Below are 24,169 nucleotides of genomic sequence, written 5' to 3' on the forward strand. Positions count from 1 at the left end.
ATAAATTAATAAAAATTCCCCTATAGTTCTGATGCTGCCTTCAATAACCTCCCTCTTCCATCTTCAAGCTTCCTGACAAGGAATTACAACAGTCCTTTAATATGTTTATAATTCGACTTCACCGTATCCAGCACCTCTTCCATCTTGCCTCCCAGCATGAGCTGAGCCATAGATTTCGTCATTCCCAGAACCTGGTCAAAGTCTATTTTCGGAGGAAGCGCCAATGCATTCGGGTTTGTAAAGATATTGAGCAGATACGGCCCATTGTAGGCCAGACATTCTTTAATGGCACTTTCCACCTCTTCCGGTTTGTGTACGTTTTTCCCCGGATATCCCATAGCCTGGGCTACCATCGCGAAATCAGGGTTGATCATATCCGTTTCATTATCCGGCATTCCGCCTACTTCCATTTCCAGCTTTACCATTCCAAGAGTTCTGTTATTGAAAACAATTAATTTTATGGGAAGTTTATACTGAAAGATCGTTGCCATATCTCCCAGAAGCATCGAAAGCCCTCCGTCGCCGCACATGGCAATAACTTCTCTTCCCGGATACGTCAGGGAAGCTCCTATAGCCATTGGCATTGCATTCGCCATTGATCCATGATTGAAAGATCCCAGCATTTTTCTTTCTCCGGTTCCGGTGATGAATCTGGCGCCCCATACACAACACATTCCCGTATCTACCGTAAATATGGCATCTTTTTTAGCAAGCTGGTCTAAAGTATGTGCTACATATTCCGGCTGAATAGCATCTTCCTTTCCAAAGTCTTTTACATAGGCAAGCTGATTTTCTTTTACTTTTTCATAAAATGCCAGCTGCTCATTAAGGAAGTGAACATCCGTTTTTTCCTGAAGCAACGGAAGTAAGGCATTAATAGTTTCTTTTACATCGCCTGCCAGCCCCAGCTCAAGTTTCGCTCTTCTTCCCAGTCTTTCAGGACTTTCGTCGATCTGTACAATTTTATTTTTGACGGGCATGAATTTCTGGTAGGGAAAATCCGTTCCCAGCATAATCAGAAGGTCTGCTTCATGCATGGCGTGGTAAGCTGATGGAAATCCCAGAAGACCTGTAAGGCCTACTTCATTAGGATTATTAGGCTGAATTGACATTTTTCCGCGGAAAGAATAGCCTACGGGAGCTTTTAAGAATTTTGAAAGTTGAATGACCTCAGCATTGGCTCCTTCTGCCCCGATTCCGCAATACAGGGTCACCTTTTTACTTTCATTAATCAAAGCAGCCAGACGTTTCAATTCTTCATCGGAAGGCCTGATCACCGGGTTGGTTTTAAATATCTGTGTGGAAGTCGTTCCTTCTTCGGCATCCAACTCAGAAACATCACCCGGAAGCCCGATCACAGCCACTCCTTTTTTGGAAATAGCGTGCTGAATTGCCGTCTGTAAAGTTCTCTGCACCTGTTCGGGTCTTGTGATCATCTGGTTATAATAGCTGCAGTCATCAAAGAGTTTTATGGTATTGGTTTCCTGAAAATAATCCATCCCCATTTCGTCGCTTGGAATCGTGGACGCAATGACCAGCATCGGAATATGAGATTTATGGGCTTCATACACTCCATTAATCAGATGGACATGTCCCGGACCGCAGCTTCCGGCACATACGGCAAAACCTTCAAGTTCCGCTTCTGCTGCGGCTGCATAGGCTCCCACTTCTTCGTGCCGCACATGAATCCATTCAATACTGCTTTTCTTAACGGCAATATTAAGGTGATTGAGGCTGTCGCCGGTTACTGCATAAATTCTTTTCACATGGGCATTTTCGAGCATTTCAACAATCTGCTCTGCTATGTTTTTCGCCATAATTATTCTTTTTTGGTGTTTGTTTTCGTTTGAGAAATACTGAAGAGAATATGAATTGGTGAGATTTTAGCCTTAAAAAAATCTTCTCTCTCTCAAATTTAGCTAATAAATTATAATTTCTATGCCTGGATTATATTAAAATTTCAACACATTCCTCCGTTTCGATAGTACTGAAAAATTTTTAAACCATTAAGGAAATTGAAGTTATTAAGGATAATTAAGATAAAATCAGACGATTTTTTTAAGCATTCATTTCTGGAGAGATCTTAATGGGTTTAATAATATTTACGCTTTTTTCAAACAAAAAACTCTGCCATTACAGCAGAGTCTCTTTATTATTAAATGAAATATTTATCTGTTTCTGTCACCAGCGAAATTAATACGCCCATCCTGATCAGGAATATTTCTTGAAAAACTTAAAGCTAAAGAAATATTTTCTTTTTTATTTTTTGTAAAACGTTTTTGCATTCTTACAAGATCTCTCTTCACTTCTCTTTCGAAAGATTGATCAAAAACTGCCGGCAAAAGCTTTACATCAGAAACTTCTCCCTTTTCACTCACATTGAAAGTCAAGGTAAAATCGCCGGTTACCTGAAAACTGTTTCCGGTTTGCTGAAGATTGAACGCCAAATCTTTGTCAAATTTTTCCTGCCCGCCCTGGTAAGAACCATTCAGCTGATTTTTATCTGATTTAATTTTCACTAATGTCTGCGAAAAAGAAAATGTAAAGGCCAGAACCGCTAAAACTGAAAATATTTTTTTCATAAATTGATTTTTTGGTTCTTTAAAATTACATTCTTTCTCTTATATCTACAAAATTTCGATCTGATTTCTCAACAGGTCCTCAAACTCGTCTCTTTTACGGATCAGGTGTGCTTTTCCGTCTAAGAACAGCACCTCAGCAGGTTTTAGTCTTGAATTGAAGTTTGAACTCATTTCAAAACCGTACGCTCCGGCATTGTGGAACGCCAGAATATCACCTTCTCTCACTTCATTCAGCTTTCTGTCCCATGCGAAAGTATCGGTTTCACAGATATTTCCTACCACGGTATAAATTCTTTCTGCTCCTTTGGGATTGGACAGGTTTTCAATCAGGTGGTAAGAATCATAGAACATAGGACGGATCAGGTGGTTAAATCCTGAATTTACGCCTACAAACACAGTAGCCGTCGTCTGTTTGATCACATTCGCTTTCACTAAAAGATAACCGCTTTTTCCCACCAGGAATTTCCCTGGCTCAAACCACAGTTCGAATTTTTTTCCTGTGGATTTTGAGAATTCCGAAATAACTTTTTCTACTTTCTTACCTAACGTTTTCACATCTGTTTCTTCTTCACTGTCCTGGTAAGGAATTTTGAAACCGCTTCCCATGTCCAGATATTTAAGATTAGGGAAATGTTCTGAAAGTTCAAGCATAATGTCCAGTGCCTGTAAGAAGACATCCGGATCTTTGATCTCGCTCCCTGTGTGCATGTGAAGACCTTCCACATTCAGGTTGGTGCTTTTCATCACTCTTTCGATATGACGAACCTGGTGGATGGAAATACCAAACTTGCTGTCGATATGTCCCGTTGAAATTTTATAGTTTCCGCCTGCGAAAATATGCGGATTGATTCTTACCAGGATCGGGTACGAATTTCCGTATTTGTTTCCGAACTGCTCAAGAATAGAAATATTATCAATGTTAATATGAACTCCGAAAGTCATTGCTTCCTCTATTTCAGCCAGGTCAACACAATTGGGGGTAAACAGTATCTTTTCTTTCGGGAATCCTGCTTTTAGCCCTAGTTTAACCTCATTAATAGAGACACAATCCAAAGAAGCACCCAGGTTCTTGACATACTTAAGGATATTGATGTTCGTCAATGCCTTCGCTGCATAGAAAAACTTTGTATGTTTTAAAAAAGAAGATGTAAGTTTCTCGTATTGAGTTTTAATAGATTCCGCATCATAAACGTACACCGGGGTGCCAAACTCATTGGCAATCTTTAATAGTTCTTTTGAATTCATAATTTGATTTTAACATAAAAAAAGGCAGATTCTTCCAAAAAAGAGTCTGCCGCATTGATTATTTTTTATGCAAGACAACTCTTTAAATATTCCAAACCTTAGAGAACTTTACAGCTCCCTTTTTTCCGGTTTTAATTTGTTTAAAATTTTGCATTGCTTTTTTAATTATTTTGTGCAAAAGTACTACTTATTTTTCACTTCAGGAAAAATCACCCCATAAGCCTGCTTTTAATGCTAATCTTCTTTCGTTATTTTAAGGTCTGTAAAATGTCCAAGTGTACCCGGACCGATCCAAAGTCCTATTCCTCCCCGGAGATTTCCGCCCTGTTTTAGGTCATTAACGATCAGTGTTGGCTGGGAAGCTCCATTCACATACAGTTTTGCCGTCTCGCCTTTGACTTCTACTTTCACCTTAGTCCATTCACCCGGCACCATATCAACATAAGCTTCGTACTTTTCCGGAGTTTCTTTTCTTAACTTTTCCCATGGATACCCGGGCCAGGAAATATACTGGGTAGAGTGGTTTCTGCGAACCTGATCATCGGCGCGCCCGTTGGTAGGACGCAGATAAAAGACTTCCATTTTGGAAATGTCTTTCGCTACCCGGAAAGCGATGCCTACAAACCCACGTGCCGTTTCGCTGGCGGTAGAGTTGGGCTGCCCGGAAATTGTTGCTTCAATGGTTCCGTTATGAAAATCGATATTTTTTAATAATGCCAATGTCTTTTCATTGGTCACTTCGCCTTTAATGTCTAAAACCAGGGCATTTTTATTCTTATATTTTGCCTCTTTAACGGTTACCTGAGATGGAACAACATCCGCAGCCTTTAAGGTTATCTTCTGTGCTTTAGATAAAAAACAGGTGAAAACACTCAATACAAGAGCTCTTAATAATTTTTTACGGATCATAGCTTTGTTTTTTTATTACCTGAAAATCAATCCGAATATAATAAAAATCGAGACTCCTCTGATCAGAAATTTTTATTTCGGCAGCGGTAAGGTTTCGAAATCACCCCGTAATAATGCCAGCTGAAGGTCATTATGTAAATCTGTGGAAGATAAAGGCAAATCTATTTTGAGTTTTGCCAGCTTGCTCATCGTCTGAATCTGCGTAAACAGGTCATAGAAACCGTAAGAAATTATTTTCCCGTTTTCAATGATCAGGAACATCTTTTCGCCCAGTTTTCTTCCCTGTCCGAGCCAGAGTTCATTTCTTTTTCTGAAATCAATCTTTTTCATGAAAACACTGACGTCGTTAAACTCTTCCTGCAGGCTGATAAACTGAACGGCTTTTGTTCCCTGGGTAAATGATCTGAATTTCAGAATCGGTTTTTCCGTTTTATTCAGCTTGTTCTTTTCAACAATGTATTTATTATTTCTGTAGTAAAGCCCGAACGGAAATGCTTCTCTTTTCTTAATATTTTTGGAATTAAGGATCAGTTTTGCAATAATATCCGTTCCGGTAAGCTCATAATTGATCTGTTCAACATCTTTCTGAAGCGTTTCCCATTTTTTGGATTTGGAATTGAACACTTTTTTTGAAAACTTGTTGATATCCTGAACATATTCCGACAGAATAATCTTTCCTGCCTCATTCTGAAAGTAAACAAATCCTTTATCGTTGGGAAGATCCTGAGTCAGTATCTTGATTTTATTAATGTATGTTTTGGCATTGGTTTCGTCGTGCTGCTTCTGAATAATCTCGTTTTCAGTATCTTTTGAAACCAAAAGTTTAAAGAGCTCCAATGTTGCTCTGGCGTCCCCGTCAGCCCTGTGGTGATTGGTCAAAGGAATTCCTAAAGACTTCACCAGTTTCCCCAATGAGTAGCTTACCTCATCCGGAATCATTTTTTTGGCTAAAGGAATGGTATCTAACGTACTGATCTGAAAGTCATATCCAAGCCTTTTGAAGGACTGGCGAAGCATTCTGTAATCAAAATCAATATTATGTCCTACAAGCGTTGTATTCTGGGTAATTTCAATGACTCTTTTTGCGATTTCATGAAATTTCGGAGCGGTTTTCACCATTTTTGGGGTGATGCTGGTGAGCTTCTGTACAAAAGGGGTGATATCGCTTTCGGGATTAACGAGAGATATAAACTGGTCAGTAATTTTCTGGCCATCGTACCTGTAGATGGCTATATCTATAATGCATTCATTTCTATAACCTGCACCATTACTTTCTATATCTATAATCGAATACATTGAATTGTAGTTATACTGCTATTTTTTTTATTTTACTATTAATAAGCCCTGCCATCATCAGCCCGGAACACAGGGTTATGAAACCTAGTACATAACCCATGCCATAGGTCCATAACGGCTGTAATTGTATCTGCTGCACATCTCTGATATGGGAGAGAAATACCGCAAGAAGCACGTACAGACTCATCAGCGAAAGTATTCCGCCAAATAACTGATACAGCCATTTTTTATTTACCAGCAAAGGCAATCCTGCTAAAATAACAAAAAATATATCAAAAAAAGTAAAACGGGCATTGATACTGTCCATCACCAGATTCAAAACGGCCAGCGCGATACAATAAAAAGCTGATACTCTTTTCATAGCAGATTATTTTTTATGAAATTAATTTTAAATTTTCTACCTCCTTCTTCCACCCAATCCGAACATTCCGAGGATCGCTTTTGCGCCTTCACGCATCAACGTACTGGTAAATGTTCTTCCGGCCTTGCTTTGAAGGACCTGTTCAAACATTCCCGGTTCTTCTTTTACCGGTTTTGTTTTCTGGGTAGGCGCAGGGTTTTGGGCGGCCTGCTCCATTCTGTTGGTCAGTATTTCATAGGCTGAATCTTTATCAACTGCCTGTTCATATTTTGCTACCAGGGCAGAATTCCCGGTCAGTTCTGAAATTTCTGCATCATTCAGGACATCCATTCTGGATTCCGGAGAGATCAGATAGGTATGAACCAGCGGTGTTGGAATCCCTTTTTCATCCAGCGCGGTCACAAATGCTTCCCCGATTCCGAGATTCTGGATCAGAGTTGCTGCATCGTAAAATTCAGTCGTCGGATAATTTTCAACGGCTTTGCTGATTTCTTTTTTATCTTTTGCTGTAAAACCTCTTAACGCATGCTGGATTTTCAAACCGAGCTGTGACAATACATTTTCCGGAACATCCCCTGGAATCTGGGTAATAAAATAAATTCCGACTCCTTTGGAACGGATCAGTTTTACCATCGTTTCTATCTGGGAAAGCAGTGCTTTTGAAGATTCGTCAAAAATCAGGTGGGCCTCATCGATAAACAGAACTAATTTCGGTTTTCCACTGTCCCCTTCTTCCGGGAACGTCATATAAATTTCAGCAAAAAGCGAAAGCATAAAGGTGGAAAAAAGCTGTGGCTTATTCTGAATTTCAGCTACTCTGAGGATATTCACCACCCCTTTTCCGTCTCTGGTTTCAAGAAGATCCTGAACATCAAAACTAAGTTCACCAAAAAAATCAGCTGCTCCCTGCTGTTCCAGGGCAACGATGGATCTCAGGATCGCTCCCAGAGAAGACGGAGCTATGGAGCCGTAATTGGCAGCCAGTTCAGCTTTTCCCTGAGCATTATCTGTCACATATTGCAGCACTTTCTTTAAGTCATTAAGATCAATTAACGGAAGACCTTTATCATCACAATATTTAAAGACAATAGACATAATACTCTGCTGGGTATCATTCAGTTCCAGTATTTTACTTAATAAAACAGGCCCGAATTCCGTAACAGTAGCTCTCAGCTTCACTCCTTTTCCTCCGGAGATGCTCATTAATTCTACAGGAAATGCCTGCGGATTGTATGGAAGCTGGGTTTTAGCATATCTTTCTTCAATCACCGGATTCATCTGTCCTGCTTCCGCAATTCCTGAAAAATCGCCTTTGATATCCAGAACCAGGGATGGAACGCCTGCGTGAGAAAGCTGCTCTGCAAAAACCTGAAGGGTCTTCGTTTTACCGGTTCCGGTTGCCCCGGCAATAAGCCCGTGGCGGTTGATTGTTTTCAAAGGAATCGTGACATTGACTTCCGGAACTACTTCCCCGTCCAGCATTCCTTTTCCGAGTATAATGTGTTCTCCTTTCGGAGTATATCTGGTATTCAGTTGTTCAATAAATTGTGCTTTATCTGCCATTTGATCTTTTTTTAACATATAAATATAAAAGTTTTTGTAAAATATTCAGGTATTAAAGTGATAATCCGGAATAATCTTAGTTAACATATCCGGGAAAATTACCTGACAGCCATGCTCTGCAAATTTTAAACCATGAGAAAAAAAGATCTCCCCGAATTACTGCATACAAGGCATTACATAAATATTTTCACTTCTGTAACATGATAAAAAACATTCTGTAAAATAAGTATCCGGCGTACTCTCTTTTTTATTTGAAAACAAAGGTATTTACAGCTTACCTGCTCAGAATATTGAAAGAAACTATCGCGTGGATTTAACATTTCGTTTACAATTCATCTAATACTTTGTATCTTTATCTAAAATTTTAAAACGACCCCAATGAAAATTGAACAAATATATACGGGCTGTCTGGCTCAGGGTGCCTATTATATTGTATCAGAAAATGAAGCTGCCATTATTGATCCGCTAAGAGAGGTAAAACCTTATCTGGATCGTCTGGAAAAAGACAACGTTACTTTAAAATATATTTTTGAGACCCATTTTCACGCTGATTTTGTCTCGGGGCATTTGGATCTTAGCAAAAAAACGGAAGCTCCTATTGTATACGGACCTACCGCACAGCCTGCATTTGAGGCTATCATCGCTGAAGATAACCAGATCTTTGAAATCGGAAAAATAAAGATCAAAGTATTGCACACGCCTGGTCATACCATGGAAAGCACCACTTACCTTTTAATTGATGAAAACGGAATTGAAACCGCTATTTTCACGGGAGATACGCTGTTTTTAGGGGATGTGGGAAGACCCGATCTTGCCCAGAAAGCCACTAATCTTACTCAGGAAGATCTTGCAGGAATCCTGTATGACAGCCTTCAGACCAAGATCATTCCACTGGATGACAGCATTACGGTTTATCCCGCACACGGAGCCGGTTCTGCCTGCGGAAAGAATATGCAGAAAGAAACGGTAGACATTCTGGGAAATCAGAAAAAAACCAATTATGCGCTGAACCAGCCGGACAAGGAATCATTCATCAGAGAGGTTCTGGATGGTCTTACTGCGCCGCCGAAATATTTCGGAATGAACGTAGCCATGAACAAAGGCGGATATGAAAGCCTGGATGTGGTGATGAACAAAGGTTTAAGCCCTGTGGCTGCAGAAGATTTTGAAGCATTTGCAGAGGAAACGGGAGCCTTGATTTTGGATACCAGAAGTGCTGCAGAATTCCATAAAGGATTTATTCCTAATTCCGTAAATATCGGATTGAAAGGAGATTTTGCACCATGGGTAGGAAATATGATCGTAGATGTAAAGCACCCTATTTTACTTGTTACCGATGAAGGAACGGAGGAAGAAGTTATTACCCGGTTAAGCAGAGTAGGATTCGACAATGTAGTGGGATATTTAGACGGAAGCTTTACCGCATGGAAATCTTCAGGAAAAGAAACGGATGAAATCAAAAGAATATCTCCGGCTGAATTCGCTGAACAGTTTACAGAAAACGCAACGGTAATTGATGTAAGAAAGCTTAGTGAGTATTCTGCTGAACATATTGACAATGCCTTCAACAAGCCACTCGATACCATCAGTGATTGGGTAAAAACCATTGATGATTCTGAACATTTCTTCTTACACTGTGCCGGAGGATACCGAAGCATGATCGCCGCAAGCGTCCTTAACGCACACGGAATCAGAAACTTTACCGAAATAGAAGGAGGCTTCAACGGCATCAAAAAAACAGAAAAACTGCCGACAACAGATTTTGTCTGCCAGTCTAAAACATTATAAGACGTGAATGAAAATCACACCCAAACAGAAAGTTTTTAACCAACTATATTTCAGCAATTTAAACTAAAAACTATGTCACAAAAATTTCAGGAAATTATTGAATCCGAAAGACCTGTTTTAATTGATTTCTTTGCCACGTGGTGCCAGCCCTGCAAAGTACAGTCCTCTGTTTTAAATACCGTAAAGGAAAACATAGGGGAAGGAGCAAGGATCATCAAAGTAGATGTGGATCAGTATCCTGCACTGGCTGCCCAATACGGAGTAAGAGGTGTTCCTACCCTGGCAGTCTTTAAAAACGGTGAACTTTTATGGAAAGAAAGCGGAGTTCATGATGTGAATACACTCACGGAACTGCTTAAACAATATGCTTAATCAGGCTGAGACTAAGGTTAAGACTGAGATTCAATCTTAACCTTAGCCTCAATCTGAATCTATAATTCAATTGAAAATTGGTCTCGGTCATTCAGAAACTGGAAGTGCTGTCTGAAGTCTTTTAATTCATCCATATTCCATTCTGCGGCCACAATATTTCCATTCTTTTGAGAAATTTCTGTGCCGTCCGCAAAAAAACAGTGCGAACTTTCCTGATAAAAAAGATTATTCCCATCGGTCCCGATTCTGTTCAAACCAAAAACAAAGGACAAATTCTCTATGGCTCTGGCTTTTAAAAGATGTTCCCAGGCCCCTACTCTCTTTTCGGGCCAGTTGGCCACATACAAAACAGCATCATAATCATCATTATTCCTTGCAAATACCGGAAAACGAAGATCATAGCATACCTGCAGCAGGATCCGGAAGCCTTTATAATTCAAAATAACCCTCTGATTTCCTGGCGTATAGACCTTATCTTCTCCCGAAAAAGAAAAAAGGTGTCTTTTATCATAAAAAACGGTTTCGGCATCCGGCTGTACAAAATACATCCTGTTGTAAAACTTTCCATCTTCTTCTACAGGTGCGCTTCCACAGACGGCAGCATTTTTTTCTTTCGAAAACTTTTTCAGAAACTCCAGAGATTCTTCATTTCTATCGGAAACCTCGGAAGCATCCATACAAAAACCGGTAGAGAACATTTCAGGAAGCAGGAAAATATCAGCCTCCACCTCTTTAAACTGTTCTTCTATCAACCGAAAATTTTTGTCTTTATCTTTCCAGACAATATCTAAATTAAGTCCTGCAATTCTCATAAACTTTGTTAAAAAACTTCAATAAAAATACGATTTTCCATTGATTTCGGTTCTATTTTTGATGAGGATATTTCCAATTGCTATTATTTAAAAAGTAAAATTTATGAAGAAATTGTTTTTTGTGCTGATGATCGCTTTTTTCGGAACCACGGCTTCTGCGCAGGCGTATACAGGTAAGGGAGACCAGAAGATCCAGCTTGGACTGAGCGCCTGGGGCTATGGAACAGGAGTTACCGGAACTTATGACTACGGACTGAATAAGCTTGTATCCGTTGGAGCCGGACTGAATGCCTATTTCGGCAACTACAAAGATCATGATAAGGATAACCGTGTTTTTGTTTTCGGAAGAGTGAATTTCCATCTTCAGGAAGCCCTTCAGTTACCGGCCAAATGGGATATCTACCCTGGTGTGGACGTGGGTGTTCTCGGCAAGGATTTTGGAATCGGTGCACACATTGGAGCCCGTTACTTTTTCACCGAGAAAGTGGGCGTTTTTGCAGAAGTTGGAAACAACGGCAGTATAGGGGTTTCTTTCAATCTGTAAAATACATTAAATATATGACAAAGCTTCTCGTTTCGAGGGGCTTTTTTATTTGGCATAGTTTTGATAATTGTTACCTTTGCAAATTAAAATCTAAAATTTATTAATGGAATTAGCAATCAAGATTTTCCAGTTCATACTAAGTATATCTATTTTAGTGGTTCTTCATGAGCTTGGACACTTTTTACCGGCAAAATGGTTTAAGACCAGAGCTGAGAAATTCTTCCTGTTTTTCGATCCATGGTTTTCTATCTTTTCCATGAAGAAAATCAACGGAAAATGGCAGTATAAATTTCTTTCCAAGAACCTTCCGGACACCACAACTGTTGTTGTAGACGGAAAAGAGAAAGAAGTTCCTATTGATATATCACAACTTTCTGACGACGACTGGAGAAAACATCCGGAGCAGACGAAATACGGAATCGGATGGCTTCCTTTCGGAGGTTATGTGAAAATTGCCGGAATGATTGATGAAAGCATGGATACCGAGCAGATGAAAAAACCTGCTGAACCATGGGAATTCAGATCCAAACCGGCGTGGCAGAGACTGATCATTATGCTTGGAGGAGTTACTGTAAACTTTTTCCTGGCGTGGATTATTTTCGGATGTCTTTCTTTCTTTAATGGTGAAACTTCTTTTGATACCACTAAAGTAGATACGCCGATGCATTACACCAACGTTGCAAAAGCTATGGGCTTTGAGGATGGTGACAAGATCTTAAAAGTAGACGGAAAAATTCAGAACAACCTGGATAAACTGTCTTTAGATATATTATTAAGTGACCAGGTAACGGTTTTAAGAAAAGGAAAAGAGGTTACCTTTAATACGAATGACGATGGAAAAGCACTGGCTTTCAAAGATGAAAACCCAAGAGCATTCCTTACGCCAAGATACGCTCCTGTAATTGATACGATTGTAAATCCTAAAACGGCTGCGGCAGGTTTAAAGATCGGCGATCAGGTAGTATCGGTAAACGGGCAGAAAATCAATTATTATGATGAATTTCAGGGAGTTGTTGTAAAAAATGCAGGTAAAACGATCAATACAGAGGTATTAAGAGCCGGTGTAGTACAGCCTTTAAGTCTTGAGGTTTCCAAGGAAGGAACGTTAGGAATCGCTTCTTACAAGCAGCTTCAAAAATATGCCCAGACTCAGCAATTCACTTTTGTACAGTCTATCGGAAGAGGATTTACAAGAAGTATTGAGAGTTTAACGTACCAGGTGAAACAGTTTAAACTGGTATTCAACAAGAAAGTTCAGGGATATAAGAAAGTAGGAGGTCCGTTAGCGATCATCAAGAATATGCCTGTAGAAAAATCAAAAGACGGAGCGGTATCTGTAAACTGGAGCATGTTCTGGAGTTTTACAGCAATGTTCTCGGTTTGGCTGGCATTTCTGAACCTGATTCCTATTCCGGGACTTGACGGAGGGCACGTTTTATTTACTTTATGGGAAGTAATTACAGGAAAACCTGTTCCTCAGAAAGTATTGGAAAATGCACAGATGATCGGGGTTATCTTCCTGTTAGGATTGATGTTACTGATCTTCGGAAGCGATATCTTTAAAGCGCTTACAGGCAGTTTATAATTTTTTTGAATTTTTTTCTAAAAAATATTTGTAGGGTATAAATATTCGTCCTATATTTGCACCACTTAAAACAAAGGACATTCCTCCTTAGCTCAGTTGGTTAGAGCATCTGACTGTTAATCAGAGGGTCGCTGGTTCGAGCCCAGCAGGAGGAGCCAATAAGGACTAAACACTTACATTCATTTGTAGGTGTTTTTTTTGCTTTAAACGTTTCATGCACGGCAAAGTTTTACATAATAAATATAATGTGATAAGCAAAATTTTCATTGATGAAATGGAAGAGTTAGTAAAATTAAGAAAATTAGGAATATTAAAATAACAATTATGAAAAATACTGAGAAACAAATACTTGAACTATCTAAAAAAATACTTAATAATTCTGGATTCGGTTATGATGACGAGAATCAAATAAAGTGCACTGAATTAAATGAAGACTCTTTTTTTGGTCACAGCAAAGAAGAAAGCCAAAACATTTGGCAGATTTCTTTTTTATGGGGAGAAGAAGAATTTGGTAAAAGCAGAGGTGCTTTCCTATACATTGATGATGATAAAAAATTACCTCTTTTATTGGTTCATTCGCTCGGTCAATCTAAAATTAAATATTCTTTATCAAATGATGGCAAAACAATAGTTAGTAGCACTAATGTAAAGTTTACTATTGAAGAGTAAAAATGAAATATACAAAAGAACAAATTGAGGAAATCGCTAAAGAGGTTTTAGATAAAACAAATTTTACATATGATACCAAAGAAAAAATGATTGTCCGTGAAAATGAAGATTTCTACTTGAATGGAGAAAAAATCAACTCTTGGAATGTATCGGTATTTTTTGGAGAGGAAGATTGGGGCAAAAACCAATTAGCAGGACTTATAATTAATGATGAGAATGGTCATCCGATTTACTTACAACACAGTTTTAATAGTTTCATTTATTATAAGATTCATAATAATGGAGAAATCTCAACGGAAGCAAGACAAGGTAGCAAATAATCAATCATTTTTTATGTAGTACAAAACAAACAAAAACTCAACTTTCCATTTTGTATTAACAAACACATGATAACAATGTTTTAATCTGTAAACAAGTAGTTATACTGCTACATATATAGTATAGAGAAACAAAAATTCCCTCTGAAACTGGAGGGAATTTCTCTTTTTAAAAACCAAAAGAGTATATGATAAGTTTGGAAAAGACCCAGTAGATTTGCCCTTTGACAATACTAAAGTCACAGATGTTAAAAAAGAAATAAAATTACACGATATTTTAAAAATTAAGTAATATGATAACGAAAGAAGAAGCCTATAAAAAAGCAAAAGAATATTTGGATAAATCAAATACACAATATATAACTATTGATTCTGACAGTATTAAACTTGAAGAAAATGAAGTAGTCAGCTATGGAAAGAACGAGGGGAACAAATTAAATATATTTTCTGTTTGTTTTGGACAGTTATGGGGCATGGAAGAAAGAAGTATGTTCGTAGATATAAACGCAGATACAGGTGAGATACTGTATATAATGACACCTCATGGGTACATAGATATAAAAGAATAAATAAAAGGCTTTTTAATCAGAGGCCCTTGGTTCGAGCCCAGCAGGAGGAGCCAATAAGGACTAAACACTTACATTCATTTGTAGGTGTTTTTTTTGCTTTAAACGTTTCATGCACGGCAAATCTATTATATATTAGCAAAAAAATATACAATCAGTCTTACTACAGGGTATAAATATCAGATTATCTCATGAAAAAAACCTTTATTTCGTTATTCACCGCTTTTTCTCTTATCCAGATTTCAGCACAGGAAAAGTCTTATTTTTTATCAACTCCATCACTTAGTCCTGACGGAAAAACAGCCTACTTCTCTTACGACGGAGATATCTGGAAAGCAGATTCCAATGGCGGAAATGCATCCAGAATCACGGCTTTAGAAGGCGAAGAAATCAATCCCCGTATTTCTCCGGACGGAAAATGGCTGGCATTCAGCTCCAATCAGTACGGTAATTACGACGTTTATATCATGCCCGCTGAAGGGGGAACAATTAAGCAGCTCACCTTCCACACCGGAAAAGATGAAATAGAAAACTGGGGATGGGACAGCAAAACGCTTTATTTTACCTCAACAAGAAATAATAATTTCGGAAGTTTTAAAACGACTATTGAAGGAAAAACACCGGAAAAGCTTTTCAGCAATTATTTCAATAACACCAGCGGACTTGCTGAAACACCTGCGGGAGAATATCTTTTTACCAATTCTTCGGAAGCCGCTCATCAAACCTACCGTAAGCGATACAAAGGAGAAAACAATCCTGATATTTTAGGTTATAACCCGAAGAACGGTTCTTTCAGACAGTACACGAATTATGAAGGAAAGGATTTTAACCCAAGTGTAGATAAAAACGGTGTTATTTATTTTATTTCCGATGAGAAAAATAATGAATACAACCTTTATAAAATTGAAAATGGCGAAAAAACACTGCTGACCCAGTTTGATACTTCCATTAAAAAGCCTTTTGTCTCAGCAAACGGATCTAAAGTGATATTTGAAAAGGATTATCAGCTCTATACTTATGACGTAGCTTCAAAAAGCACACAACCTCTCAACATCAGCCTGAACGCCAATAAAAGATTGGAAAAAGAACAAAATTTCAGCGTAGAAAATAACATTTCCTATTATGACGTTTCTCCGGACGGCAAAAAGATGGCTTTTGTAAGCCGCGGTGTTCTGTTCGTTTCGGATATTGAAGGGAAATTCACCCAGCAAATTTCCGATGGCAAAGAGCGCATCATGGAAGTAAAATGGATGAAAGACAACCGCACATTACTTTTCAGCCAGACCGACAAAGGCTATCAAAACTGGTTCACTATTGCAGCAGACGGAAAAGGAAAGCCGAAACAATTAACCCAGGATTTACGCAACAACCGTAACATAGCGCTTAACAGCGATCTTTCAAAAGCCGTTTATTTAAGCGGGCGTGATGAAGTGAGAATAATGGATTTAAAAACATTCACTTCCGCCATGATCGTAAAGGATGAAATCTGGGCGTTCCAAAATTCAAGACCTTCTTTTTCACCTAATAACGAATATGTCTTGTTTTCTGCAAAAAGGAATTTTGAACTGGATATTTTTATTTATAACATTAAAAAAAGTGAAACCATCAACCTTACCAATACGGGTGTTTCTGAAGAAGATCCTTTCTGGTCGCCGAATGGCAAGTACATTTATTTCAGCAGCGACAGAACGAATCCTTCCTACCCTTTAGGCATGCAGAAATCCAATATTTACAGGATGGCTCTGGACTGGTTTGATGAACCTTACAAATCTGAGAAATTCGACAAGCTTTTTGTTGAAGAAAAGAAAGATAAATCCTCAGAAAAAGATACTAAAGAGAAAAAAGGAAAGAAAGAAGAAAAAGAGAAGGAGAAAACGCCTGTTATAAAAGAACTGAAGGTTAATCCTGATTACACGCTGGAAAGAATCGAATTGGTTACAGACCGATACGGCTCCCAGGAAGATCCTACGGTTTTCGCTGACGATAAGAAAGAGATCCTGCTGTTTAATTCCAATCAGGACAATGGGAAAAAGCAGTTGTTCAAAAAAGTATTTACTGATTTTGAGCCTGCCAAATCCGAGAAAGTTTTTGATAAGGAAGCCTATTATCTCACAAAAGTTGAGAAAAATGTATTTGCATTGATAGAAGGCAATATTTATAAGATGACCCTGGATGCATTAAAACCTGAAAAAATTAATGTTCAGTATGCTTTTGATAAAGATCTGGCTTCGGAATTCACCCAAATGTATGACGAAACCTGGACGGGCGTTGAAGAAAACTTCTATGATGAAAATTTCCACGGCATCAACTGGAAAGCGAAAAAAGAGCAATATGCAAAGTATCTTCCATATGTAAACAACAGAAATGATCTCCGAATTTTATTGAATGACCTCTTGGGTGAACTTAATTCTTCACATACCGGGTTTTCTTCATCCGGAAAAGAAGAAACCAAATACCTTAATTATTTCACCAATGAAACCGGGATTGTATTTAAAGCCGATCAGCCTTATGTTGTAGAAAGCATCGTAAGGAAGTCTCCTGCATTCCGCTCCGGTGTTGATATTAAACCCGGAGACCAGCTGATTGCAGTAAACGGAAAAAATGTTGATTCCAGTGAAAACCGTGAATCGTATTTTACCAGTCCGAAAAAACAGGAGGAGCTTGTACTCACTTTCAGCCGTGGCGGCAAAAATGTGACGACAAAAGTGCATCCGATTTCAAATATGGAATTAAAAGGGCTGCTTTACGATGACTGGATTTTCAAAAACCGCCAGCGTGTTAATAAGCTTGGAGACAACCGGATTGCTTATTCGTACATGAAAAACATGTCTACGGATGAGCTGGACCGCTTCCTTCTGGACATGGTGGAACAGGAAAACAAAAAAGACGCTGTGATTCTCGACCTGCGTTACAACACAGGAGGAAATGTTCATGATAAAGTATTGAATTTCCTTGCCCAAAAACCTTATCTGCAGTGGAAATACCGTGAAGGAAAAATGACGACTCAACCCAATTTTGCGCCTGCCGGCAAACCTATCGTTCTGCTGATCAATGAAAGCTCGTTAAGTGATGCCGAAATGACTGCAGCAGGCTTTAAAGCACTGAAACTTGGAAAAATCATTGGTCAGGACACCTACCGCTGGATTATCTTCACTTCGGGGAAAAACCTTGTAGACGGTTCTTATTACAGACTGCCTTCGTGGGGAACCTATACTCTTGATGGCCAGAATCTGGAAAAAACAGGGGTGAAACCGGATATTTATGTTAAAAATACCTTTACGGACCGACTGCAGGACAAGGATCCTCAACTGGAACGGGCTGTTCAGGAGATATTAAAAGACCTGAAGAAATAAAATCCCTATAATTAAAAGAATCCGGGGTGAAATAGCGATACGGAAAAGCGTATCGTTATTTCAGCACCGGAAAAAGGAAGCTTTGAGAAGCAACCCGCAATATTTCTGGCATTTATTGCTGTACTTTAAGAACCAGTTTAAAATATTTCTTACTGAAATTCAACATTTTTAGCCTAAAATGGTGGTTAATTGGGGATAAAACTTGACTGATATTAATATTCGTTTTATATTTGCAGCACCTTAAACAAAGGAAAATTCCTCCTTAGCTCAGTTGGTTAGAGCATCTGACTGTTAATCAGAGGGTCGCTGGTTCGAGCCCAGCAGGAGGAGCAGAAAGACTTACAGAAATGTAGGTCTTTTTTTATGTCCTTCCGGCAAAAAAGATCGCAGACGATTTGTGTATTTGAAATAGCATATATTTTGCATCATAAGAAATTAAATCAAATAACACCATGCCCTACTTATCCCGGATTTATCTAAAAGATGAACACCCTCAAGATTATCCTTTTAATCTTCCTTTTTTGCGTAACGGCTTAGATCTGAAACTCAAAAGAAATGTCACTTTTTTCGTTGGAGAAAACGGAATTGGTAAATCTACCCTCCTGGAAGCTATTGCAGAAAAGTGTGGTTTCAATGTTGCGGGAGGCAGCCGGAACCACCGCTACGATTTTCACAAAACGGAATCCGGACTATCCGATTATCTTACGCTTTCCTGGAAAACCAAAACAGCCCAGGGATTTTTTATGAGAGCCGAAAGCTTTTTCAACTTTGCCACTTATATTGACGAAGTCGCCAAAGAAGACAGAAGAGTGCTGGATGCGTACGGAGGCAAATCCCTGCATCAACAGTCTCATGGCGAAGCGTTCCTGTCGTTATTCCACAATCACTTTCAGAATGGGCTGTATATTCTTGATGAGCCCGAGTCTGCCCTTTCGCCTCAAAGACAGCTTTCCTTATTATCCATCATTCATAAACTCGAGAAGGCCGGAAAAGCCCAGTTTATTATTTCCACCCATTCCCCGATCCTGATGTGCTATCCGGATGCTGAAATATTTTTACTGGATGATAAAATTCAGCTGACTCATTACAAAGACACTGAGCACTATCACTTAACAAAGAATTTTTTAGAATCCCCTGAGCATTATTTCCGTCACTTGTTTGAAGATTTTTAGGGTTAAAATAAAAAACAGGAGAAAATAGTTCCACTTACAACACCTCATTAACTGAAAAATCCTTTTTTCGGGAAAATTTACCTACTAGACAATCTCCTTTATTACACTTTTCAGCATTCCGCTTCCGTTTTCCACAAATATTCACCAGATACTCAAACCATATAATATTCAGGTAGTAAAATCGGTATGAATAGAATTCCCCATTATTATGTGGAAAAGCAATGGAAAACATTCATTAGTTACTGTAAATCAATTTATTTATATTGTTAATAACCTGTGGAAAAAATATTGATGAGCTATCAATATCATATTAAAAACAGCTCATCGTACTGTATAAAACATGTGAATATCCTGTTAAATGCATGTTGAAAGCCTATGAATAACGCATATTGGCAGTGGATAGATTGTGGAAAACCTGTGAATACTTCCAGGAACTTCATAGGTATTGTATTTTTTAATTTAAATCATTGTATAAGGTTTATTTTTTTCAAAAAATGATGCAGAGTAAATGATTAATGATCACAATCTTTTATTGTTATTTTCGTTACATTTGTAGTTTTGTGATTTTTTATAGAAAACGTTAAAAAAAATGATATTTTTTTAATAAACAGCACGCTTTTTGTTTGTGCTAATTGCCTGAAGAACCAAATGATGTCAAACAACAACCTCAAATATTATAATCTCTTTTTTTTGCTTTTTATAACCTGCCTGACATACGCCCAAAACACAGCAAACGGCAGAATTGTTGACGCAAAAACCAATAAAGAAATTCTAGGTGTAGATGTATTTATCAACGATAATACGGAACCTGCTTTAAAAACTTCGCTGGGAAGTTTCACCGTACAGTCCGACAGCCTGATTTACAAGCTAAAATTCTCGAAAAAGAATTATTCTACGGAAACTATTACTATTACTCCCGAAACTGCGGAAAATATTTTCGTGAAACTTTCGCAGGAAAAAGAAAACACCATTGCGGAAATTGTAATTCACAACGAAAAACCGAAATACAAGAACAAAAAGGAAAATCCAGCATACGCAATTATGCAGGAAGTGTGGAAAAGAAAAAGAAACAACGGTTTAGAAAAATTTGATACCTACACCTATAAAGAGTACGAAAAGATCCAGTTTGATGCGAATAATCTGGACAGTGCTTTTATGAGTAAAAAGATCTTCAATAAGCTGGATTTCATCTTCGACTACGCAGATTCTACAGCCAGCGGAAAGATCGGACTTCCTATTTTCCTGAATGAATCCATTTATGAAAATTACGGAGAGAACAAGCCCGGAAAAAAGACAAAAAGATTACTGGTAGCCCAGAAAACATCAGGGTTCCAGGACAATCAGGTGATTACCATTACAGCCAAAAACCTTTACAGGGACATCAATATTTACGATAATACACTTAATTATTTTGATATCGGCTTCCCAAGCCCGGTCGGGTCCAACGGATTCAGCACATATGACTATAATTTAACGGATACGATCTCCATTCATGGTGAAAATGCTTACAAAATACGCTACCAGCCTAAAAGGAAAGAAGTTTTGGCCTTCCAGGGCTATCTTTATATAGACACGGACAGTTATGCGGTTTTGGGTGCCACTTTAAAATCAACACAAAAAATCAATGTCAACTTTATCAACAGTATTTCCACAGAGCTGGAATATGATAATCCCGACGAAAATACTTTCCTTCCTAAAAAATTCATCACAGAAATAGAACTTACCCCGTTTGCCAAGAAAAGAACTTCGAAAAGTATCATTGCGAAGCGGACCGTAGATTATTCCCAATATGATTTCAACAAACCTCTTGACGATAAAGTATTCACCCGGAGACAGGAAGAATACGACGATAAATTTGTTGATAAAGACGATGCCTACTGGGTAAAAGCAAGGCCTGACACTTTATCGAAATCTGAGCGCGGAGTTTATGAAATGCTTGACAAACTTCAGCAGACCCCAAAATTCAACCGTATTGTAAAAATCTACGAAACATTAGCTTCAGGATACTACAATGCATTTAAAGGTGTTGATATAGGTCCTATTTTTTCAATTTACGGTAAAAATGAAGTGGAAGGCGACAGAATAAGACTTGGAGCAAGAAGCTATTTTGGACAGAACGACCCTTGGAGAGTTCAATTTTACACTGCTTACGGATTCAAAGACGAAAAGGTTAAATATGGAGCTGAGGCCAGGTTTATGTTCAACCGCGTCAACAGATTTATGATTGGAGCAGGAACCAAAAGGGATATAGAGCAACTTGGAGTACAGCTTACCACGGATGATGGAATCATGGCCCGTACCTTTGCATCATCTACCCTTTTTGCAAGAGGTGAAAATGCTTCCCTGAGCTCTATTAACAAAACCAATATTTTCGCTTCCATTGAGCCCTGGAAAAACTTCCAGGTGAGGGTAGACGGAACTTTACAGAGCATCAAATCCGCCAATCCTGATAAATTCAGCCTGATGTACTACCGCAACGGCGATCTGAGAAAAACCCTTAATGACTCCCATGTTACCCTTAGCTTAATTGCAAGACCGGGAGCTAAATTTTCTCAAACCGGAGTTGACCGTTATGAACACGGAACTTTAGCACCAACCATCATCCTTAAATACACAAGAGGGATTGAAGGTCTTTTCAATGGTGATTTTAACTATAACAGGCTTCAGTTTATGTTCTACAAACCAGTACTGATCGGAAGCTGGGGAAAAACATTGGTAAGCTTTGAGGCTGGTAAAACCTTTGATACCGTTCCTCTGGCACTTCAGAATGTAGTTCCGGGAAACCAGTCTTACAGTCTTGCACAGAATACTTTTGCACAGCTTAATTATTATGAATTTGTAGCTGACACGTATTCTACACTGCATTTAGAACATCATTTCAACGGGAAAATATTATCTTTTATTCCTTTGATCAAAAAACTAAAACTTAGGGAAATCGCTTTCATAAGAGGAGCCTACGGAACCTTAAGTGATGCTTCGAAATCGATTAATGTGGACGGTTTCAAATATTCTGCACCAAGCGATCAGATCTATTTTGAATACGGATTCGGAATTGAAAACATAGGAATCGGAAACCTCAGAATATTCAGGGTAGATTTTAACTGGAGAGGAAATTATCTCGACAGACCTGACATTTCGACATTCGGCGTGAAAGCAGGATTCCAGGTTGGATTTTAATCAGACAATGAAAATAAATAATAAACGGGCTGTATCTTTGAAGATGCAGCCCGTTTTTATTCCTAAAATTTATGGGCAATGACTACCCGTGTTCTGTACTTTATGAGCACTCACAACCCTCATCTACATAAAGCAGACAACGCATTTTCTGCAGCGGCGTCATTCCGCACCAGATATCACATGAGGTAATTGGATTGGGAGGACATAATCCTCCTCCGTTAATTTGTTTCAGATGCTGCTTTGTTAGTTTCTTTAAATTTTTCATAGTTATTGTTTTAATCTGTCTGCCTACTCTATATGCTTTTCGGCCTTCGCAAGTATTTTATAATTTGACTGTTAGCAAATATAAAAATATTTCACCACAGTTGGAATATTAACGAAAATTTATCCTTAAAAATGCAAACAAAAAAAAGCCTCAGCATACGCTGAGGCCCTTTTCAATAACTTTATTTATGTTAACATCCGCATGGATCCGGATCCATTACCATGTTAGGACATCTAAGCCTTTGCTGCGCAGTCCATGAGCACCATTCTCCGCAGGTAGTTGCAGGCGGCGGACATGACGGCCCTCCTCCTTCTATTGTTCTCAATTGCTTTTTAGATAATTTTCTCAAATTTTTCATAGTATTTTGTTTAATTTGTCTGCCTACTCTATACGCTTTTCGGCTTTCGCGTGTAATTTTTTATTTGATTGGTTAACAAATATATAAATATTTCACCATAATTAGAATATTAGTGAAAATATTTTTCTTTTTTACAATAAAGACATAAAAAAAACCTCAGCTAATGCCGAGGTTTACATTTTATAAAACGCTTAAATGATTATGCGTTTGGCTCTACAGATACGAAAGATCTGTTGTTTGCTTTCTTTCTGAAAACTACTTTACCGTCTACTAATGCAAACAAAGTATGGTCTTTACCCATTCCCACGTTTTCACCTGGGTGGTGCTGCGTACCTCTCTGTCTGATAATAATATTTCCGGCAATAGCTTCTTGTCCTCCGAAAATCTTCACACCTAATCTTTTAGAGTGAGACTCTCTACCGTTCTTGGAACTACCGACTCCTTTCTTGTGTGCCATTTTATTACTGGATTATTTATTAAGTGCTTTAAATTGATCGATATTCTTAATGATAGCAGCATCTACTTCTTCATGAGTAAGAATATTCTTTTCTAATTCTACTTTAACTGCTTTACCTAAAGTAATTAAAGTTTCTCTGTTTTCTTTAGACTGAGACAAGTTGTTTTTCTTCAGGTGATAGTTCAGTTCATGATCTTCACCAAAGTTAACAGTTGCGTTATCTGAAAGAACTTCAGCTTTCACAGTTTCTTTTTTAGCAGCTTTCTTAGAACTTCCGTCAAAACCAGTGATACCAGTGATTTTAATTTGAGTTAAAGATTGTCTGTGACCGTTTTTAACTTTGTAACCTTTTCTTCTTTTCTTTTTGAAAACGATTACTTTATCAGCTTTTACGTGGTCTAGGATCTCTGCATCTACAGTGATTCCGCTTACAGCTGGGGCGCCAACAGTGATTGAACCGTTTACAGTAAGAAGAATTTTATCAAAAGAAACTTTGTCTCCTTTTTCTCCTTTTAAACGGTTTACAAACAACTTCTGGTCTTGCTCAACTTTGTATTGAAGCCCTGCTATTTCTACAATTGCAAACATTGTTTATAAATTTTTAGTTATTTCGAGGTGCAAATATATGAATAAATTTCTAAATAGCTTGCAATCAGATCCGTATTTTTTAATAAAATCAATTTGCCCCTATTTCAATAATTCGTCGGGAGAAAATATATTGGGAAACAGATCGTTTAAAAGAAAAAGATTCATACTCTAAGTGGCTTGCAAACCTAAT

General features: G+C 38.2%; 22 protein-coding genes and 2 tRNA genes. 12 read left to right on the forward strand and 12 right to left on the reverse strand.

The window, feature by feature from the left end:
* Positions 1-83: 83 nt before the first annotated feature.
* From JET18_RS11300 to JET18_RS11330, 7 genes are all read right to left on the reverse strand, one after another.
* Positions 84-1,817, reverse strand: a complete 1,734-nt coding sequence (locus tag JET18_RS11300) for a thiamine pyrophosphate-dependent enzyme (protein WP_202091135.1) — start codon at positions 1,815-1,817, stop codon at positions 84-86.
* A 351-nt stretch (positions 1,818-2,168) separates the two neighbouring features.
* The gene (locus JET18_RS11305; RefSeq protein ID WP_202091137.1) at positions 2,169-2,582 is read right to left on the reverse strand and encodes a hypothetical protein; all 414 of its coding nucleotides are present in this window, start codon (positions 2,580-2,582) and stop codon (positions 2,169-2,171) included.
* A gap of 45 nt (positions 2,583-2,627) precedes the next feature.
* Entirely contained in the window at positions 2,628-3,827 is a 1,200-nt protein-coding gene (gene lysA, locus JET18_RS11310) for a diaminopimelate decarboxylase (RefSeq protein ID WP_202091139.1), read from the reverse strand.
* Positions 3,828-4,061: 234 nt separating this feature from the next.
* A complete protein-coding gene (locus tag JET18_RS11315) occupies positions 4,062-4,736 on the reverse strand; it encodes a hypothetical protein (RefSeq protein ID WP_202091141.1) in 675 nt (224 codons plus the stop codon).
* 72 nt (positions 4,737-4,808) lie between these two features.
* Positions 4,809-6,032, reverse strand: a complete 1,224-nt coding sequence (locus tag JET18_RS11320) for a 3'-5' exonuclease (protein WP_202091142.1) — start codon at positions 6,030-6,032, stop codon at positions 4,809-4,811.
* Positions 6,033-6,042: 10 nt separating this feature from the next.
* Positions 6,043-6,393, reverse strand: a complete 351-nt coding sequence (locus JET18_RS11325; protein WP_202091143.1) for a hypothetical protein — start codon at positions 6,391-6,393, stop codon at positions 6,043-6,045.
* Between the two features lie 36 nt (positions 6,394-6,429).
* Complete coding sequence (locus JET18_RS11330) at positions 6,430-7,956, reverse strand: helicase HerA-like domain-containing protein (protein ID WP_202091144.1); 1,527 nt, start codon at positions 7,954-7,956, stop codon at positions 6,430-6,432.
* 378 nt (positions 7,957-8,334) lie between these two features.
* Here JET18_RS11330 and JET18_RS11335 point away from each other — a divergent pair, with 378 nt between their 5' ends.
* Entirely contained in the window at positions 8,335-9,744 is a 1,410-nt protein-coding gene (locus tag JET18_RS11335) for an MBL fold metallo-hydrolase (protein WP_202091146.1), read from the forward strand.
* A gap of 72 nt (positions 9,745-9,816) precedes the next feature.
* On the forward strand, positions 9,817-10,116 hold the full coding sequence (locus JET18_RS11340) for a thioredoxin family protein (protein ID WP_202091148.1): 300 nt from the start codon (positions 9,817-9,819) through the stop codon (positions 10,114-10,116).
* Between the two features lie 59 nt (positions 10,117-10,175).
* On the opposite strand, the gene JET18_RS11345 is transcribed toward JET18_RS11340, so the two are convergent.
* Positions 10,176-10,928: a nitrilase-related carbon-nitrogen hydrolase gene (locus JET18_RS11345; RefSeq protein ID WP_202091150.1), complete on the reverse strand. Its 753-nt coding sequence runs from the start codon at positions 10,926-10,928 to the stop codon at positions 10,176-10,178.
* A 103-nt stretch (positions 10,929-11,031) separates the two neighbouring features.
* Here JET18_RS11345 and JET18_RS11350 point away from each other — a divergent pair, with 103 nt between their 5' ends.
* From JET18_RS11350 to JET18_RS11395, 10 genes are all read left to right on the forward strand, one after another.
* Positions 11,032-11,472 (forward strand): DUF6646 family protein, encoded by a 441-nt coding sequence (locus JET18_RS11350; protein WP_202091152.1) that lies wholly within the window; start codon positions 11,032-11,034, stop codon positions 11,470-11,472.
* Positions 11,473-11,575: 103 nt separating this feature from the next.
* Positions 11,576-13,057 (forward strand): RIP metalloprotease RseP, encoded by a 1,482-nt coding sequence (rseP, locus tag JET18_RS11355; RefSeq protein WP_202091154.1) that lies wholly within the window; start codon positions 11,576-11,578, stop codon positions 13,055-13,057.
* A gap of 81 nt (positions 13,058-13,138) precedes the next feature.
* Positions 13,139-13,215 (forward strand) — tRNA-Asn (locus JET18_RS11360).
* Positions 13,216-13,381: 166 nt separating this feature from the next.
* Positions 13,382-13,726, forward strand: a complete 345-nt coding sequence (locus JET18_RS11365; protein ID WP_202091155.1) for a hypothetical protein — start codon at positions 13,382-13,384, stop codon at positions 13,724-13,726.
* A gap of 2 nt (positions 13,727-13,728) precedes the next feature.
* A complete protein-coding gene (locus tag JET18_RS11370) occupies positions 13,729-14,046 on the forward strand; it encodes a hypothetical protein (protein WP_202091156.1) in 318 nt (105 codons plus the stop codon).
* 290 nt (positions 14,047-14,336) lie between these two features.
* Positions 14,337-14,612: a hypothetical protein gene (locus JET18_RS11375; protein WP_202091157.1), complete on the forward strand. Its 276-nt coding sequence runs from the start codon at positions 14,337-14,339 to the stop codon at positions 14,610-14,612.
* 188 nt (positions 14,613-14,800) lie between these two features.
* Complete coding sequence (locus JET18_RS11380; protein WP_202091158.1) at positions 14,801-17,962, forward strand: S41 family peptidase; 3,162 nt, start codon at positions 14,801-14,803, stop codon at positions 17,960-17,962.
* Between the two features lie 256 nt (positions 17,963-18,218).
* Positions 18,219-18,292 (forward strand) — tRNA-Asn (locus JET18_RS11385).
* A 191-nt stretch (positions 18,293-18,483) separates the two neighbouring features.
* The gene (locus JET18_RS11390; protein WP_202091159.1) at positions 18,484-19,134 is read left to right on the forward strand and encodes an AAA family ATPase; all 651 of its coding nucleotides are present in this window, start codon (positions 18,484-18,486) and stop codon (positions 19,132-19,134) included.
* Positions 19,135-19,824: 690 nt separating this feature from the next.
* The gene (locus tag JET18_RS11395) at positions 19,825-22,311 is read left to right on the forward strand and encodes a DUF5686 family protein (RefSeq protein WP_228728541.1); all 2,487 of its coding nucleotides are present in this window, start codon (positions 19,825-19,827) and stop codon (positions 22,309-22,311) included.
* Between the two features lie 100 nt (positions 22,312-22,411).
* On the opposite strand, the gene JET18_RS11400 is transcribed toward JET18_RS11395, so the two are convergent.
* The 4 genes from JET18_RS11400 to rplU form a co-directional block, all read right to left on the reverse strand.
* Positions 22,412-22,576: a bacteriocin-like protein gene (locus JET18_RS11400; protein WP_202091160.1), complete on the reverse strand. Its 165-nt coding sequence runs from the start codon at positions 22,574-22,576 to the stop codon at positions 22,412-22,414.
* A gap of 190 nt (positions 22,577-22,766) precedes the next feature.
* Entirely contained in the window at positions 22,767-22,934 is a 168-nt protein-coding gene (locus JET18_RS11405) for a bacteriocin-like protein (RefSeq protein WP_202091162.1), read from the reverse strand.
* A gap of 199 nt (positions 22,935-23,133) precedes the next feature.
* Positions 23,134-23,391: a 50S ribosomal protein L27 gene (gene rpmA, locus JET18_RS11410; RefSeq protein ID WP_007842221.1), complete on the reverse strand. Its 258-nt coding sequence runs from the start codon at positions 23,389-23,391 to the stop codon at positions 23,134-23,136.
* 12 nt (positions 23,392-23,403) lie between these two features.
* Positions 23,404-23,979, reverse strand: a complete 576-nt coding sequence (rplU, locus tag JET18_RS11415; protein ID WP_202091164.1) for a 50S ribosomal protein L21 — start codon at positions 23,977-23,979, stop codon at positions 23,404-23,406.
* Positions 23,980-24,169 lie beyond the last annotated feature (190 nt).

It is taken from the genome of Chryseobacterium endalhagicum, from assembly GCF_016745235.1.
Lineage (GTDB): Bacteria > Bacteroidota > Bacteroidia > Flavobacteriales > Weeksellaceae > Chryseobacterium > Chryseobacterium endalhagicum.